Source organism: Moritella dasanensis ArB 0140 (assembly GCF_000276805.1).
Taxonomy (GTDB): Bacteria; Pseudomonadota; Gammaproteobacteria; order Enterobacterales; family Moritellaceae; genus Moritella; species Moritella dasanensis.
The window spans coordinates 14948-32738 of record NZ_AKXQ01000002.1; the positions used below are offsets into that span (position 1 = coordinate 14948).

Here is a 17791-nt window from a genome sequence, read left to right on the forward strand (position 1 = left end):
ATGTCGGTAAAGAATTTGCTTCATAGTTCTAAGCATAGTTCTAAGCATAGTTCTAAACATAGCTCTAAACATAGTGAAGATATATTAGTGGGTGTTGGATTAAGGCATCCACACTTTACCGACATACTTACTTCTGCTAAGGAAATAGACTTTGTGGAAGTCCATTCAGAGAACTTTTTTGGCCAAGGAGGCGCGGCCTTATCTGTGCTTCAACAAGTAAGAGAGACATATCCAGTCAGTTTGCATTCAACCTCTATGGGGCTCGGCTCATTTGCAGATATCCCTGCTCACTATTTAGCACGTTTAAAGCGATTAACTCAAACGATTGACCCTTTTTTAATGTCAGAACATGCTTGCTTTACATGGGGGCATTTACAAGGGCAATTGATGCACAGCGGTGACTTGTTACCTATCGCACACACGCACAATAATCTAAAACGTATGTGTGAACAGGTCGATAGGGTCCAGACGTACTTAGGGCGCGAACTGATTATTGAAAATGTATCGGCTTATGTGCAGTTTGATGAAAGCTATCTTTCAGAGGCAGAATTTTTAACGGCATTGTGCCAGCAAACAGGCGCTAAAATACTGTTAGATATTAACAATATTGCAGTGAATAGTTTAAATTTCGAAGGCGGGGATATTGAAAAATCTGTTGTTGATTATATTAATGTATTGCCAATCGATAGCGTAGCGCAAATTCATCTCGCCGGTTGCAGTGATGTGCCTCATGGGCAATTGGTTGTTGATGATCATGCTTGCCCTGTTTCTGACGACGTTTGGCAAGGTTATCGACAAGCACTCACACGTTTTGGTGCTGTTCCGACGTTAGTTGAATGGGATTCGGATTTACCAGCATGGTCAACGTTAATTGGCGAAGCACAGAAGGCGCGTGATATAGCCAATGCTGTATTGGGTGTTAATGCACGAGCTTCTGTAATGGAAATTAATCATGAATGACTTGCTTGAACATAAACCGCAGAGAACTGAGCAGCAACGACTGTTGGCCGTTATTTGGAATGATGACCTTTCAGGTAACCTGCATGGCTTTAGTGTGCAAGGTATCAACATTTATCGCCGTAACTTGCTAGCCAATGCGCAACGAGCCTTAGGCATCACTTTTCCTACCGTGTTTAAGTTACTTGATAGCGATGTAAGTGCTGATTTGGTTAAACAGTTTCTGCAAGCATCGCCTCCAGATCAAGGTGATTGGGGCCAATGGGGTGATAAATTTGCTGATTTTATGGCGACAACTGACATCAGTGACGACTACCCATTCCTTGCTGATTGTTCCGCACTTGATTGGCATGTTCATTGTGCGCTGCACGGTGCAGATCAAACACTAGATCAAAGTTCACTTCAGATATTAGGTAATTGCGAACCCGAACAAGTCGTTATTATCTTTAATCAAAATGTGAAATTGCTTAGCAGCCGTTATCCAGTCGTTGACATCTTTGACGGGCATCACCACGACGATAAACAACGGCGACAAGTTGCCTTGAATAATGCCAATCAAGCCTTATCGTCAGCGCTGGTGGATCATCACATAATGATTTATCGCCCAGAATTTCAACCAAGAGTAATCAAGTTAACATCGAGTGAAGGGCAGTTCACACAGTCTTTAATAAGCGGTAATTCACTTGCTGAATCACTGGATTTGGTGAGTAATGACGCTGAGTTCTCGTTTCAACACTGGTTACTTAATGCTATAGAACACAATTTAATTCATTATTTCAAAGAGAGTTACTCATGAATAATTCAAATTCATTACTGACATCAGCAAATCAAGTTTATCGACGCATTGCAGATAAAGTCAGTACGTTAGCACCCGTCACATTATTAGCCGCTCGTTTCTATGTCGGCTGGGCATTTTTCTCATCAGGACTAACTAAGTTAAATAACTGGGATAGCACATTATTTTTGTTTGAAGAAGAATACAGCGTGCCATTATTACCTTACGAACTAGCCGCTTACTTAGGCACTGCGGCAGAGATTGTTTTACCCTTGTTGTTAATGGCTGGCTTGGCGAGTCGTTTCTCTGCATTGGGATTGTTCTTGGTTAATATTGTTGCTGTTATCAGCTTAGAAGATATTGCCGCGGCGGCTTATGCTCAACATGTTTTATGGGCAACGCTATTGTTACAAGTCGTCATCTTCAGTGGCGGACGTTTTGCTGTGGATCATCTGGTTAAGCGCCAGCTAGCTAAAGACGAAATGTGTAAACATAAAGCTGTTGATACAAAAGTACCAACGGCGAGCTAAGAGTTTCACATAACCGTAAATAACATAACCGACCATCCATGCGGTTATGTTATTAGCCAGCGAAAGTTGGCAGTCTTTCGCATGTTAAATGGACGTTATGTCATGTCAATTTTATCTAGTAGTCGTATCGGTGTTCGTCTCGGGGCTAGTTTTTTAGCTTTTTTATTATTACTGGCACTCATCAGTGGTGTCGCTTTATCACGTATGAAAGAACAAGCGTTAATGTCTGCGCAGTTACTCAATCGTGATGTTTCTCGTGTAATACAAACGAATGAAATAAAAGCCCATGCCCAAAAATCTGCGTTAATCTTATTACAAATATTACCTACCTCAGAGCGTCATGAACGAGTCAAATTGTATAAAGAGATGGACAGTGAAAACAAAGTTTTGGATCAACTAATTACTGATATCACTGTGTCTTATGGTAATAATCCGCCACCACAATTAAGTGTTTTCAATGCTATTAGAGCAACGTATTTCGATGCATTTATTGAAACTGTTGAATACATTGAAATCGAACCTGAATTTGCTATTAGTCATTATAATCAAGAGACTCGTCCGGCATTAGAAGCGTTACTGAATGCCATCAATACATTTCAACAATTCGAACAACAACGCATGAGACATGAACAAAATGCTTCAGAGCAAGCAAATGAGATGGCTTTTAATTTGGTTATCTCGCTTGCTATTTCAGCGTTCATCTTAGGGGCTGTATTAGCTATTACTGTAAGCCGTAGTATTGCTCATCCAATATCAAAAGCAGTTAGCTTCGCCCGTGAAATTGCAAAAGGAAATTTACAACATCAAGACATTGCATCACGTCGAGATGAAATTGGCGAATTAAACGATGCGTTAAATGAAATGCGTAGCGGGCTATTTACCTTGATTTCATCAATTAGAGAGTCATCTGAACAGATCCAATTTTCAGCAGATAAACTATCTGGACCGGTTAATTCAGTAAGTCAGGGGTCACTGCAACAAGTCACCTCTGTCAGAGAAATAAGCAACGCTATATTTGAGTTTTCTAAACAAAGTAATCAATCGTCAGACACGGCAAAGCAAGCCAAAGTACAATCTTCGACGGCACGTGATTTAGCCAACGAAGGTAAAACCATGATTGAAAAAGCGTCTAACGAGTTTGTTCATATATCTCATACGATTAGTCTTTCAGCTAAAGCGGTAGTGGTGTTACAGGAACGAGCCAAATCGGTTCGAGACTTGGTTGTTATCGTCAGTAATATTGCAAAACAAACAAACCTTTTAGCGTTAAATGCTGCTATCGAAGCGGCAAGGGCAGGTGAAAGCGGGCGTGGATTCTCGGTTGTAGCTGACGAAGTGCGTGCACTAGCCGGCCGTACGGCAAATGCCACAACAGAGATTAATGGTGTAATCGATGCGATGGAGCAAGAGACTGAAAATGTGGTCGAAAAAATAAGTGTCGGTAAAGCAGAAATTGAACAAGGTGTTTTGATGCTGCAACAAATGGTAGGGCCTTTGGTTAATCTAAATGAAGGGGCGCAGTCATCATTGGATAATTTGCAAATGTTAGAAGCGTCGGTGGCTGACCAAGCGAATGAAAGTCAGCAAATAGAACTTAATGTGAAGCACATCAGTATCAAAGCCAACGAAAATAAAGCCGCAATCGATATCGTCACCGATACAACACTTAATTTAAGCGCAATGGCGAATAGTTTATCAACACAGGTTCAGAAATTTAAGCTAATGTAAGAGGATCATATTAAGCGAACTAAATTCTCCACCCTATAACACTAATACTTTGATCTGGTTAACAATTTAAGGCGTAGTTTGCAAGGATGATGTCCGACCTCTTATTCCGTTTTATGATGATATCAATTAATGGAATAACCAAGGTCGGAATATGAAATTCAATAAGATAACGCTTGTACTTTTACTTGCGAGCCCCAGTTTGTTTGCGTCCCCAAACCTCACTATTTCAACGAGCACCAATAGTCGAGATTTTCCCCTTAACAGTGAATCGCCGTTAATAGTACCGCTGACCAAAGCGAGTTACACCTTAAAAGTGACGGGTATTAAGGGAAGCTGTGTGGCCCCAGCAGCACAAAAGGTAAAGTTCAACCAACCGCTAGGCTTGAATTGCGCATCTCCGACTGAGTTACCGATTAAAATTCGATTTAATGGCGATTACGCATTCACATTTGATGCCGATAATAAAACGATAGTCATCAATCGCCAAGCCAAAAAGTCGACTCAAAAAGCATTTAAACGTCCGATACCACAAGTGCAATGTGATACTTATGATGGTGGCGAGGTGACGGTTAACCTAGGTGATACTTACAAAGATGGTACACAGTTAACCGACAAAATAAGCGGACAAGTTGTTAGTGTAAGTCAACAACAAGTAACCCTAACCCCAGCAGCAAACAGCGGTGGATTAATATTGTTAGAACCTTTGCATAAACCAATTCAAGAGGCTGAATTTAACTGGCGTAATGCAAATATCTATTTTGTTATGATCGATCGGTTTAATAACGCCGATACAAGTAATGATAATAGCTATGGTCGTCGTAAAGACGGTAAGGATGAAGTTGGCACCTTTCACGGTGGTGATTTAAAAGGCGTCATTGAGAAACTCGATTACATTCAAAGCCTAGGTACTAATGCTATTTGGCTTTCACCGATTGTAGAACAGGTACAGGGTTTTGTGGGTGGTGGTAACGCCGGGTCCTTTCCTTTTTATAGTTATCATGGATATTGGACTCGTGATTTCACTAAAATAGATAACAACTTTGGTAATGAAGATGATCTTAAACGTCTTGTTGAACAGGCGCATAAACGCGGTATGAAAGTATTACTCGATGTCGTTATAAACCATTCGGGATATGCAACGTTAACGGATCTCCAAGAAGACAATATTACTGTTGTTAATCCATCTGAAAACTGGCCTGAACAATGGGGTGATTGGCAACCGAGCAAGGGGCAAACTTGGCATAGTTTCAATGACAATATCGATTATAACAATGCCGAATGGCGTAACTGGTGGGGCGGTGATTGGGTTCGTGCTGGCTTACCTGATTATCCTAAACCTGGCACAAATGATCGCACGCTATCTCTCGCTGGTTTACCTGATTTCATCACCGAATCGAGTAAAACGGTTACACCTCCGCAATGGTTATTGAATAACCCAGGTACGAGAGTCATTAACCGTGACAACTATACCGTTGCTGACTATCTCATTAAATGGCAAACAGATTGGGTAAGACGATTTGGTATTGATGGTTACCGAGTGGATACTGTAAAGCATGTGTCTGGTGATGTATGGACGCGCTTAAAAGCAGCGGCGACAACAAGTTTAGAAGACTGGCGTGAAGAGAATGGTAAAACAGGTCAACCTTTTTGGATGATGGGGGAAGTGTGGGGGCATAGTGCTTATCGCAGCCCTTATTATGATGAAGGGTTCGACGCGCTGATCAACTTCGATATGCAGAAAAAGATGGATCAAGGCGCGAGTTGTTTTAGTCAGATGGCTGACACATACCAAAGTTATGCGGATACGTTAAAGCAAGAACCTGATTTTAATCCCGTTAGTTACATGTCATCGCATGATACCGAGCTTTTCTTTGGTCGCTTTAAGTCTTTTGAAATGCAACGTAATGCTGCCAGTGCGCTACTGCTAAGTCCTGGTGCCGTTCAAGTTTATTATGGTGATGAAGTCGCCAGAAATATTGGTCCTTATGCCGATGATTTCCATCAGGGGACGCGTTCTGATATGACTTGGTCACTCGATGTTGATCGTAAAAAATTGCTCAAGCATTGGCAAACACTGGGTCAATTTAGGCAAGATCACCCTGCTATAGGTGCAGGTAACCATCAAGAGATTAAGCAACAAAATGGTTATGCGTTCTCCCGTACACTAGGTGCTGACACTGTCGTCGTTGCCTTTGCAGGTAAACCGAAATCACCCTAGTTTATATGATCTAGTTCAACAATTTAAGCTAGCGTAACATGTTGTCCTGATGACAAATTATGGTAATAGTGTATTTAAATGGGGGTATAACAAGCGATAAACCCTATTCCACAAGGCACTTATTAGTGAAAACGCTTCTATTCTTACTATACGTAATGTAAGGTTTTAAAGTGTTAACAGATTGAGTGTCTGTTAACACTTTATTAACCGTTGCCGGGCTATACCGAACGATCACTTTTAGACAGCATTCATTAAAGCAGGGATTTCGCTTGAATATACTTAAAAACGTCACGCTATCATTTAAAATATCGAGTCTTGTCATCGTCTTACTGTTTTCATTGCTGTTTATTTCTGTCAATCTGATCGTCAATAGTCGAGCCGTTGTCGAAAACATAGAGTTAGATTCTGATATTAGGCAATTTTATTCAAACATGAACAATAAATGGAAAGACATTCTCAAGGCTTATCAGTTTTCAGAAGAAGTAGGCATGAAGTTTTCTGCAAGGGCGGTAGAGCAAGAAGCGCTAGTGGTCGCTACCGATAAAGTTCAAACGTTGATTAACGATTACGTGGCCAGTTTGATGACAGCGAGTAATACCCTTGAGAGTGAATGGAATTCGGAACTTGGACTTAGCCAAGCAGACGGGATATTTTCTGCTCGAGATAAATTAATAGAACAAGCAAAACACCTTAATACATCGTTATCGACATTAACGAATGTTTGGCTAACCAAAGCGACTTTTGTTGTACGTAAAAAATCGGAGAAGGCCGCTCATCTCGCTTTTCCTCCAGTTGTTGGCACTATTGAAACGATAAATAAGATGCATGACGAATTGGCTAGCATACGTTCAGAAAGAATTATTGCAGCTCAAAATCAAATTGTAATTCAATCTATGCTTCTTGCCGCGAGCATATTCCTTATCGTCATTATTATGTCGGTATTAATGTTGCGTCGGTTAAAGCAAGATTTACAGTCTATTGTCTCGGTAACACACTCATTGGCAGAAGGTGATTTGAGCAGAACGATTGAAACCGGCGACAACTGTGACGAGATTAGTGAAATCAAAAGATCTGTTTTCAGCATGACTGACAATTTGAATAATATCTTTAAATCCGTTACCTCGCTAGCAAACAATTTAAATGCGTCAACAGACGGGTTGCTCAGCGACAACAAGCAAAGAATTGATGATGCAGAATTTCAACATTCACAAATGACCAAGCTTTCAGGTTCTGTCGAAGCGCTTTATTCTGTTTCAACCCAAGTGTCTGAACATGCAGACGGTGCCCTGACTAAATCAGATTATGCGATTGAATCGGCGATAAAAGGGAAAGTCATTGTGAACGAAACCATCGCGTCTATTCAAAGTTTAGCTGGCGAAATTGAAAACTCGGTATCTGCTATTCAACAACTGGATACAGAAGCGGACAACATTACGAGTATTCTCGAAGTCATCAAGAGCATTGCGGAGCAAACTAATCTGCTGGCATTGAATGCAGCAATTGAAGCAGCGCGTGCTGGTGAACAAGGTCGTGGATTTGCTGTTGTGGCAGATGAGGTCAGAAATTTAGCCAAGCGCACACAAGACGCCACGGCAGAAATTCAAGTAACACTTGAAACACTTAAGAAAAGTACGCTGGTGGCTGTATCAACCATCAATGACAGCCACACCAAATCTCTGGAAAGTGTTAAGCATGTATCCAATGCAGGTAATGTGATCGATGAAATTAATATGTCCGTTAATCAAATTAAAGACATTGCCAAAGATACATCAGCAGCGTCGTTCCTGCAGACAAATACACTTGACGAGATCCAAACCAATGTTAACGATGTTAATCAAGTCAGCGAAGAGAACACTACTCGCGCGCAAGTCTCAATGACTTCTGCGTCTTCATTATCAGATCTTAGCAAAGAGTTACTGAGTTCAATCAGTTATTTCAAATTAAAGTAACTCGATTCTAGTCACCTTAAATAAACTGTTAACCTTAAAACATGCAATTAACCCTAAAGTATTAAACTTACATTTTAGGGTTAATTGCTCGGAGACATAGTCTAAAGGGTATTATTTGGCTCCCGTCAACGTCATAGACGATGCTCCTGCGCACTATTACTTCATTATTGTGACCTACATCCTCAGTAACTTAGGTAACGATGTCTTTATTATCTATACTAATAACAACAAGATACATCCTTTAATCCGATGATTACCAATATAAATCGAGTGGTCGGTTGTTACCTATAGGTTTAATTTATGCTACAAAGAATGAACAACTTATCAATTAGAAATAAAATATTTATGTGCGCATCGATCCCAATTCTGCTGCTGATAAATATTTCGATAGTGGTTTATATCAATATAGAAAGAACAATCAGCACCGCAAAATGGGTTGAGCATACTCATGCAGTTACAGCAAAAGGCCATGAATTAGTTAAGTTAATGTTGGACATGGAAACAGGTGAACGCGGTTATTTAATTACGGGTAAATCTGTATTCTTAGAACCCTATTACAGTGCAAAGGATATCTGGAACGAGCATATTCAGGCACTCAATATGCAGGTTTCAGATAACCCATCCCAAGTAGCAAAGATTGAACAAATAGGTGAATTACAAAAAAGATGGATAAACGAAGCTGCTGAAATAGAGATTGCAGCGAGAAAGCGGGTCCAGAATGATGGCTCATTAATTATTGTGATCCAGTTAATTGAATCACAAACAGGTAAACAAATAATAGACAATATAAGAGCTATTACAGCTGATTTTATTGAAGAAGAGAATCGTTTACTGACTAAACGTCAAAATGAAGCGTTTAATACAGCAAATAACACAAAGATAATGATTGTTATTAGTACTCTACTTGCCATTGCTTTGGCTGGGATTACTACGCTATTCATGTCAAACAATATACTTATAAACCTTAGAAAATTGGTAGTTGGTACCGAAAGAATAACTAAAGGCGATTTTGATTCCAAGATTACAATCACCAGTAAAGATGAGTTATTTACTTTAGCTGAATCATTTAACGATATGTCTAAGTCACTAAAGCAATCCACCACTAAGATGGAAAAAGCACTCGAAGCCAAAAGCGAGTTTCTTGCCTCAATGAGCCATGAAATCCGCACTCCAATGAACGGGGTGTTAGGTATGCTTGGACTATTACTTGATACCAAGTTAGATAAAGAACAGTACTATAAAGCCAATATTGCTCAATCCAGTGCCCAGTCACTGCTTACGCTTATTAATGATATTCTTGATTTCTCTAAAATTGAAGCGGGTAAATTAACCCTCGAGAATATTCCGTTTGATTTACGCAAAACACTAGAGGACGTGAGTGAAAGTTTAGCGTTGCAAGCGCATCAAAAAGGCTTGGAATTGGTGCTCGATATTGCCAGTGTCAGCAATATCGCGATAAAAGGGGATACGCATCGACTGCGTCAAGTTTTAACTAACGTTATTGGTAACGCAATTAAATTTACGGACGCGGGAGAAATCGTTATTCGCGCCTCCACCAAACAAATCGATAAGCATAACGTGCAGTTTACTTGCCATATTATTGATACTGGTATTGGCATTCCGCTAGATAAGCAAGCTTCCTTGTTTGAATCATTTACTCAGGTTGATACATCGACAACACGCGAATATGGGGGCACCGGCTTGGGCTTGAGCATCTGCCTGCGTTTATCCGAATTGATGTCTGGGACAATTAGCGTAACAAGTGTGATTGGTAAGGGCAGTTGTTTCACTATCATCATTCCGCTGGATGTGATTGACCAGCAACCTATTGCTATACCAGTTATAAATATAAGTGAATTGACTGTGTTAATTGTCGACGACAATGAATCCAACCGGAATGTTATGTCCGGTTTATTAGCGACATGGGGCGCGGTTGTCGTCGAGGCTGTGAATGCAACGCAAGCATTACAGATTTGTCAGGATCGTGTAGAACAACAACGCAAACCTATTTTTGATATTGCCTTTATAGATATGAAAATGCCTGACATGGATGGCATGGCACTAGGTAACCAGTTACATAACAATAATGACTTTGCTAACATGAAACTAATCTTGATGACTTTTATCGACGAATTGGATGAAACTGAGCACTTTACTCAGTCTGGCTTTAGCGATTATGTTGTTAAACCGGCAACAGCATCCGGTCTCGTTGCTGCATTAGCAATAACGAAGGCGGATCCTGACTCATTCAAAAAATCTCAACTGCCTGTTTACAATCATGTTAAAAATAACTCCAGACTGAACAAAGCAAACCCTAAAACCAGCTGGACAAAAGCAACCCGTATTCTCTTGGTTGAAGATAATAAAGTGAATCAGTTGGTTGCAAAAGCGCTATTGCTCAAATATAACCTAACGGTAGAAGTGGCTAATCATGGTGGTGAGGCGATAGATAAACTAAGTCAGTCCCATTACGATTTAGTACTGATGGACTGTCAAATGCCAATAATGGGCGGGTTTGAAGCCACCCAGAGAATTCGTTCTGGAGACGCCGGTGAATCAAATCATCAGATACCCGTCATTGCGTTGACCGCAAGTGTGATGGCTGGTGATAAGGAAAAGTGTTTTAACGTTGGCATGAGTGATTACTTAAGTAAACCTATCGATGTAGAAGAACTTGAAGGTATATTATTAAAGTGGTTAAAACCCGAAAAATGTGATGACGCTGTTGTAGATAATATCTACTATCAGTAACACGCAGACCAAATCATTTTAAGTTACTGGCTGAAGCCAATACGACGAAAAAAGCCAATTATATGTAATTGGTTTTTTTGATCCTAGTATTTGCCTGTGGTTATAACTCAGTGGTAATATCGTTAGTAATATAAATATCCTACCAGTGCAGTCACTGGTATTAATTTTATACCCTATATCAAGGCTGTAACTCCTTATGAACGAGGTGACGACATGAAAGTAGCCGTTTTTAGTACTAAAAGTTATGATCAGAAATCCCTTGATTTGATAAATCAAAATTATCAACATGAATTAGTTTACTTTGACTTTAGATTGACACAGCAAGTCGCGCGCGTGACTGAAGGGTTCCATGCTGTTTGTGCATTTGTTAATGATGATCTAAGTGACGCCGTGCTCACCATATTGGCAAACCACGGGGTAACCATTATCGCCATGCGTTGCGCAGGGTTTGATAACGTAGATCTTGCCGCGGCCAAACGCCTTGGTATTCAGGTTGTTCGCGTACCCTCTTATTCTCCCGAAGCGATTGCTGAACATACCATCGGTCTTATGTTGAGCTTGAACCGTCATATTCATCGTGCATATCAACGTACACGTGACGTTAACTTTATGCTTGATGGATTAACAGGCTTCAATTTTCATGGTCGCACAGTCGGTGTTATTGGAACCGGAAAGATTGGTATCGCGACAATGCGGATTCTCAACGGTTTAGGCATGAATATTTTAGCTTTTGACCCGTATGAAAATCAGATGGCCTTAGAGCTTGGTGCAACTTACGTATCGCTTGATGAGATTTACGACAAGGCTGATGTGATCACTTTGCACTGCCCAATGACAGAAGACAATTACCATATGTTGAATACAGCAGCCTTTGACAAAATGCGTGATGGGGTCATGATCATTAATACCAGTCGTGGTGGTTTACTTAATTCTAAAGATGCCATCGACGCCTTGAAAGCCAGAAGAATAGGGGCTTTAGGAATTGATGTTTATGAAAACGAGAAAGACTTATTCTTTCAGGATAAATCGAATGATGTCATTGAAGATGATGTATTCCGTCGATTATCATCATGCCACAACGTGCTATTCACCGGTCATCAGGCATTTTTAACTGAAGAAGCACTTGCCAATATTGTCGACACAACTCTCGGTAATTTGCAATTTTATGAGCAAGGTAAGACGTCAGGTAACGAAATGGTTAATCCGTAGTCCCCCTAAATATGATGCTCACGGCTGATGGAAAGTGAGTGAGGCGTTGTTGTTGCTGTTAACGCTAATGTGGATGTGTTTATGTTGGCGCGTCCATCTTAGTGATGAAATAAGTTGATCCTTATTCCTGTTCAGTGCGTATATAACTACAAGAATAAAGACAATTTTCGATTGAAACGAATGCTTAATCAATCACAGCATTCGTTTCAATCATTAATATAATCTGACTAGTACTGGATTTCCAGAATAGGGGTAGCTATGGATGTGAACAAGTTAGAAAAACGGAATTTGTTAAAAGCATTTAATCTCATTACCAGTAAAGGCTGCAAGTCCAACGGTGCTTATGAGTTTTCAGATATTAGAGCATCACATGATTTCGATGGCTATACGTGTTGGTTAACCTATAAAGATTTGACCATCACGTTGTTATTTCATGGGCCGTATAGATTTGATTACAAAGATAAAGAGACCGTAGATATATTCTTTAAAAAGATATCAAAATTACTCGTTGATAAAGACAATGAATAACAAGGAGCCGACTATGAATAGTATTAATCCCAAAGCGTTAATGCTGAGTAAATGGACCAAGGTCGATGTCACCAACAAAGAAAAGCATTTTATCATCACACTCGTTAAATTTGATGAAGACCAAAAGGTTATCGAATGCGTGATAGAGGCGGTAATGAGCAAGAACGAATACAATATTGATTGGCGTGAATTAAAGTTAACAGATAAATGGCTTATTGGTTGGCAATAGGGGTTAACAACAGTTATCACCATAAATAATACGCACTACCATGCAGTAAAACGACTATACATGTGAGTCTAAATCGCATTGACATATAAGCTGGGTTTCTATCATTTTCTTGGTTTAGTGTGACTAATTTAGATTCATATAAGAATAACAAAATGTAATTTGCAGCTAAGATCATCAAAGCAAGATGATGATTAACGAGCAAGGTGAGAAACGCGAACAGGCTAAATATATTACTGACTATTTTTCTTCGGTCGTGCTTCGTTTCGTCACTCGTTTGCCAGAGCGTCCCGGCAACAAAGCTTAGAATGATAGCGCTGTAAGCGATAAAGACTTGTTTAGCATCTAACTGCCATCCCGTATCATTTATGCTTAAATACAGACTAATTATAAAGGGCATTAACCCCATATAACCGAGTGTTTGAGGTATTTTCATCACTTATCCTTCATGACACAGTTACAGTACGGTTGGATATCCATCTACGCTGATACTTGTTGGTAATGTATCGGCTTTGGCATAACTTAAACGAGATAATCTTGAACTGACGTGATAGCTATCTAGCCCAGAGACAGAGACGGTCTTTAATGTTTCAATATCAATATAACCATCACTTCTAATGGCTTGCTCATCACACAGTATATCGGTTACCTCACCAATCACTAGTTGAGTATTATTCAATGCGATCGGCATTATTTCTCGTAGTGTTAATACATATTTAAGACCACTTTCTTTAACAAATGGGGCGCTGTAGCCGTCGATATAATGTTCAGTCAAGCCTGTATGTGCAAACTCACTTTCGTCACTCAAATAACGCGCTGATGTTTGATGTGCGCTTAAGTAAAAATCTTCACTGACTTGATTGATTGTGTATTGCTTTGTCTGCTTGATGTTGTCTAAGGTATGACGAATGACACTGTCTGGACGAGTAATAAAGCCAATTAAAGCGGGTGATGCGCCTAGGTGAATAACAGAGCTAAACATAGCCAAGTTAGTTTGTCCTTGCCCATTGACAGTACCTATAAGGTTTGCGCTTTTAAAACCAGATAAGCTGTTGATTAAATGCGTTCGATATCGGTCTGGCATGTTGCCAAGGCTCTGAGCGTTTATATGTTTCAATTGTATTGTTCCATTATGATGAGTCGCTTAGATCAATACGGTGGATAACAGGTTTAAGATCAAATAATATCGACTATTTCTCTAATGTGACAATTAAAGTTGTTGGTTGGTTGTATCGCAATAATATCAGGGGTAAAAAGATAATCTTTTCAACAGAATAGATATTTGGGGCTAATATGACATGGCTTTACCCCCCAAATACACAAAGCATAACGATGAGGAGGGCATATTTAAAATCGTTCATGAACAGACAAATCTTTGCAACGGCGAATTATTATTTTACGCAACCAGTTATGACCGAGATCTTTATCCTTATTTTGATGCCAAAATAGCGTGTAAGCCATAAGAGGAAGTTGTGTTGGTAACGGTAAAATAACGAGATCTAACTGTTCGGCAATACTCAGGGCAAAGTGATTGGGAGCGGTCAACACAAAATCTGTATGGGTACATAGGGTTGCCGCATTATGGAAATCTGGAACATAGATTGCGATATCTCTTGATAAACCTTTTTCCGCTAATTTGTAATCCAACAGCCAACGATCATTTTTCATACTCCGTACCTGAATATGTCGTTGACGGAGATAGTTATCCTCATCCCAAGTTTGTTTTAGAATTGGATGATTCCTCCTTACGAGGCAACTCTGTGTGTCTTGACACAGTTCATAACAATTAATACCTTTTGGCGGCATCAAAGTAAGTACAGCATCTTGTGGGTTGAGATCTTTGCCTGTGATACCAAAATCAAGAACACCCTTGCGTAATAGCTCGAAGGTTTCACTATCCCAACTCTGATTATCAAGGATAACATGAGGAGCCTCTGCAAAAATTTCGCCAAGAAATTGCGGTAAGAAATTGCGGTAAGAAAAGTGGATAAACATTTTCAACCACTGCCATTTTGAAGTGCCGCTGACTCGTTGTCGGCACAAATTTCTTCGGCGCCGTGAGCTGTTCAATATTAAATAACAGAGTCTCAAGTTGTGGTGCTAAATCGAGAGCATATTCAGTAGGCTGAATGCCATAGGCAGTACGAATAAACAGCGGATCATCAAATTGTTCGCGCAATCTATTGAGGCTTTTACTTACTGCCGACTGGCTTAGATGCAAACGATCTGCAGCGTGAGTGACACTGCACTCTTCTAGCAAAATATGTAAACACACTAACAAATTAAGATCGAGTCGAGCCAACTTATCAAAAGACATAACACCTCATAAAATAAAGATATTCCATAATGAAATAACTATGTTGAATATAAACCATTTCTATTCATATCTTCAAGGACTTAGATTGTCTGTATTATAATTTATTAGGAAAATAATGTGATACTTTCAATGTCTACTAACTCTCGACTCGTTGCTCTTGTGGTTACTCTAGTCCTGTTTAATCCTCTGGCAATTGACATCTACTTACCAGCATTACCTATGATGGCTAAAGAGTTTTCTGTTGATGTTACGCGTTTGCAAGATACTGTCACTTGGTTCATGTTTAGTTTGGGGATCGGCCAATTATTAGCAGGGCCATTGGCCGATCGCTTTGGACGCCGTCCTATCGCATTAGGTGGCATACTCATCTACGCTTTTAGCTCGGCTTTGGCTTATATTGCCGATACTCTGGATATGTTATTGGTGGCGCGTTTAATACAAGGATTAGGTGCCTGTGCCACATCAGTCGCCGCATTTGCAGCTGTGCGTGATAGTTTTGGTCCTGAAAAATGTGGGCGTATGATCAGCTACCTTAATGGTGCTATTTGCTGTGTACCAGTATTAGCCCCCCTCTTAGGTGCTTGGTTGACACTCCACTTTGGTTGGCGTTCTAACTTTAGTTTTATGTTCGTATTTTCGGTTATCGCGGGTATTTTTGTCATATTGAATTTTAAAGAAACACGACCAAGCAATGTCGATGTAGAAGATACTTTATTCAGTTTCTCTCGTTACTTTTCAATATTGCGTGAACCTACATTTTTATTTCACGCTACATTATGCATGTTAGCGATGGCTGTTATCCTAGCCTATGTGACTTCAGCGCCTGTGTGGTTAATGATGAAATTAGGGCTCAATATGAACCAATTTATTATATGGTTTGGTATTAACGCCGTTCTGAACATTTTGTCATGCATGGCAGCTCCAAAATTTATGGACCTATTTGGATCTCGCCGAATTCTCTATGCGGGATTCGTTATCTTGATTATTTCGGGAGCGATGATGCTTGGTTTGAGCTACAGCCAACAAGCATGGGCTTTTATGATCCCAACGTTTATGACTTCGTTAGGTTTTTCGTTTGTTTTTGCATCCTCAGCCGGAAGTGCTCTAGCACCGTTTGGTGATCGGGCTGGTACCGCCGCAGCATTACTTGGGTTGTTTCAGATGAGTGGCGCTGGATTAATGGTTAGTTTGACGCAGCGGCTTGAGTTGACGCCGCCATTATTATTAACATTACATATGTGGTTGTTCATTCCGGGCTTAATTGTGTTTTTATCAAAGCGAGGTCATAAATGGCATAGCGCTCAACAAAATTGAGTAAAACAGCCATTTCTTTAATACGAACAGTCACCTTTTAAAGCCCCAAAATTAAGCCATATTGATCCATAAGCGACAAATTACTCCCAAAATTAAAATTTTTATGCCTGAACACCAAATTCATTAAATCACTACAATACTTAGGTAATCCTGGCGTCCTAGACCATCCAGTGGAACTGCGCTGTAAGTAATCATAAATAGTAGGTATTAGAATGACGATAATATGGATATTACAACGCGGCTTTAAGACCTTGCTTATTACATCAACAGCTTTACTGGTCTCTTGCACTAGCCTCGGTCCGAGTACTATTGAACGTGATCGCATGGACTATGGGCTTTCCCTTAATACGTCAATTAAACAACAACTGCTCGGTAACATAGTGCGTCTGCGGTATATGGAGGCACCTATCTTTGTTGATGTTGCTTCTGTGATTAATCAGTACTCCTTGTCTGGCAGTATTGACGCGGGGCTTGGATTCAATAGCGGCAGTAATACCGCGAATCTTGGTGCAGGAGGGCGTTGGGAAGATCGTCCGACGATCACTTACAGTCCTATCTCGGGAAAGAAATTTTCTGAAAGTTTGTTGACCCCCATTTCTCCGGAATCATTGTTTGCATTAGTGCAATCTGGCTGGCCACCCGAGCTGATGTTTCGTCTGACCGTGGCACAAATTAATGGTGTTGCAGATTCTAATCCTCCGCAGCAGGCTGACCCCGGGTTTCGTGAGACGCTGTCTGTTTGGACTCGGCTACGTGAAGCGCGCATTTTAGCGCTGCGACGCAGTAACAACCACAATGAAAGGGCGCGGATTGTGCTGTACGTGAACGATGTCGAACTTGATGAACAGACACGTGAAGACCTATCTTTCCTACAGGAAACGTTAGGCTTACGAAAAGGTGCTAAAGAGTTCACTTTGACGTATGGATTAATAAGCAATGAACCCGATTCACTCGTCGTATTGACGTTATCTATACTGGACATGATGGTCGACTTGGCTCGGATGGTCGATGTGCCTCAACAACATATAGACGAGGGCAGAACCTTTCCAACATTTGTTGATACCGGTCTCGGTGGACCTTTGTTGCAAGTTCATTCGTCTATTGAAAAACCGGACATGGCGTATGTGGCAATCCGTGATCGCGGCTATTGGTTCTATATTGATGATCGGGATCTGATGAGCAAACGAACCTTCGGGGTCTTACAGATATTACTCAGCTTGACCGATTCTGGTGACACAGCAAGAGGTCCATTGTTATCGATTGGTGGTTAGTAGAAGGCCTATGTCGTA

General features: G+C 40.4%; 16 protein-coding genes. 12 read left to right on the plus strand and 4 right to left on the minus strand.

Annotation, left to right across the window (positions count from 1 at the left end; all coding sequences use genetic code 11):
* The 10 genes from A923_RS0101790 (at position 1) to A923_RS0101835 (ending at position 12874) form a co-directional block, all read left to right on the plus strand.
* The gene (locus A923_RS0101790) at positions 1-960 is read left to right on the plus strand and encodes an MbnB/TglH/ChrH family RiPP precursor modification enzyme (protein WP_083849945.1); all 960 of its coding nucleotides are present in this window, start codon (positions 1-3) and stop codon (positions 958-960) included.
* On the plus strand, positions 953-1753 hold the full coding sequence (locus A923_RS0101795) for an HvfC/BufC N-terminal domain-containing protein (protein ID WP_017219927.1): 801 nt from the start codon (positions 953-955) through the stop codon (positions 1751-1753). The genes A923_RS0101790 and A923_RS0101795 overlap by 8 nt, the downstream gene beginning before the upstream one ends.
* Positions 1750-2262: a DoxX family protein gene (locus tag A923_RS0101800; protein WP_017219928.1), complete on the plus strand. Its 513-nt coding sequence runs from the start codon at positions 1750-1752 to the stop codon at positions 2260-2262. The genes A923_RS0101795 and A923_RS0101800 overlap by 4 nt, the downstream gene beginning before the upstream one ends.
* Positions 2263-2364: 102 nt before the next feature.
* Complete coding sequence (locus tag A923_RS0101805) at positions 2365-3990, plus strand: methyl-accepting chemotaxis protein (protein ID WP_017219929.1); 1626 nt, start codon at positions 2365-2367, stop codon at positions 3988-3990.
* Between the two features lie 151 nt (positions 3991-4141).
* The gene (locus A923_RS0101810) at positions 4142-6208 is read left to right on the plus strand and encodes an alpha-amylase (protein ID WP_017219930.1); all 2067 of its coding nucleotides are present in this window, start codon (positions 4142-4144) and stop codon (positions 6206-6208) included.
* Between the two features lie 269 nt (positions 6209-6477).
* The gene (locus A923_RS0101815) at positions 6478-8157 is read left to right on the plus strand and encodes a methyl-accepting chemotaxis protein (RefSeq protein ID WP_017219931.1); all 1680 of its coding nucleotides are present in this window, start codon (positions 6478-6480) and stop codon (positions 8155-8157) included.
* Positions 8158-8457: 300 nt separating this feature from the next.
* Complete coding sequence (locus A923_RS21910) at positions 8458-10908, plus strand: response regulator (protein WP_017219932.1); 2451 nt, start codon at positions 8458-8460, stop codon at positions 10906-10908.
* Between the two features lie 213 nt (positions 10909-11121).
* Positions 11122-12117 (plus strand): 2-hydroxyacid dehydrogenase, encoded by a 996-nt coding sequence (locus A923_RS0101825; RefSeq protein WP_017219933.1) that lies wholly within the window; start codon positions 11122-11124, stop codon positions 12115-12117.
* A 258-nt stretch (positions 12118-12375) separates the two neighbouring features.
* Positions 12376-12645, plus strand: coding sequence for a DUF3081 family protein (locus A923_RS0101830; RefSeq protein ID WP_017219934.1), 270 nt, complete (start codon positions 12376-12378; stop codon positions 12643-12645).
* Between the two features lie 13 nt (positions 12646-12658).
* Entirely contained in the window at positions 12659-12874 is a 216-nt protein-coding gene (locus A923_RS0101835) for a TIGR02450 family Trp-rich protein (protein WP_017219935.1), read from the plus strand.
* A 16-nt stretch (positions 12875-12890) separates the two neighbouring features.
* Here the strand turns inward: A923_RS0101835 and A923_RS0101840 are convergent, their stop codons facing one another.
* The 4 genes from A923_RS0101840 to A923_RS23200 all read right to left on the minus strand — a co-directional run bounded on the left by A923_RS0101840 (position 12891) and on the right by A923_RS23200 (position 15188).
* Positions 12891-13307 (minus strand): DUF3429 domain-containing protein, encoded by a 417-nt coding sequence (locus tag A923_RS0101840; protein WP_017219936.1) that lies wholly within the window; start codon positions 13305-13307, stop codon positions 12891-12893.
* 21 nt (positions 13308-13328) lie between these two features.
* On the minus strand, positions 13329-13955 hold the full coding sequence (locus tag A923_RS0101845; RefSeq protein ID WP_083849951.1) for a flavin reductase family protein: 627 nt from the start codon (positions 13953-13955) through the stop codon (positions 13329-13331).
* A gap of 263 nt (positions 13956-14218) precedes the next feature.
* Positions 14219-14866, minus strand: a complete 648-nt coding sequence (locus A923_RS0101850) for a LysR substrate-binding domain-containing protein (RefSeq protein WP_017219938.1) — start codon at positions 14864-14866, stop codon at positions 14219-14221.
* Entirely contained in the window at positions 14784-15188 is a 405-nt protein-coding gene (locus A923_RS23200) for a LysR family transcriptional regulator (protein ID WP_237716155.1), read from the minus strand. Before A923_RS23200 ends, A923_RS0101850 begins: the two co-directional genes overlap by 83 nt.
* A 117-nt stretch (positions 15189-15305) precedes the next feature.
* Between A923_RS23200 and A923_RS0101855 the strand changes: the two genes are divergently transcribed.
* A complete protein-coding gene (locus A923_RS0101855) occupies positions 15306-16502 on the plus strand; it encodes a multidrug effflux MFS transporter (protein WP_026006015.1) in 1197 nt (398 codons plus the stop codon).
* 212 nt (positions 16503-16714) lie between these two features.
* A complete protein-coding gene (locus A923_RS0101860; RefSeq protein WP_017219940.1) occupies positions 16715-17773 on the plus strand; it encodes a hypothetical protein in 1059 nt (352 codons plus the stop codon).
* Positions 17774-17791 lie beyond the last annotated feature (18 nt).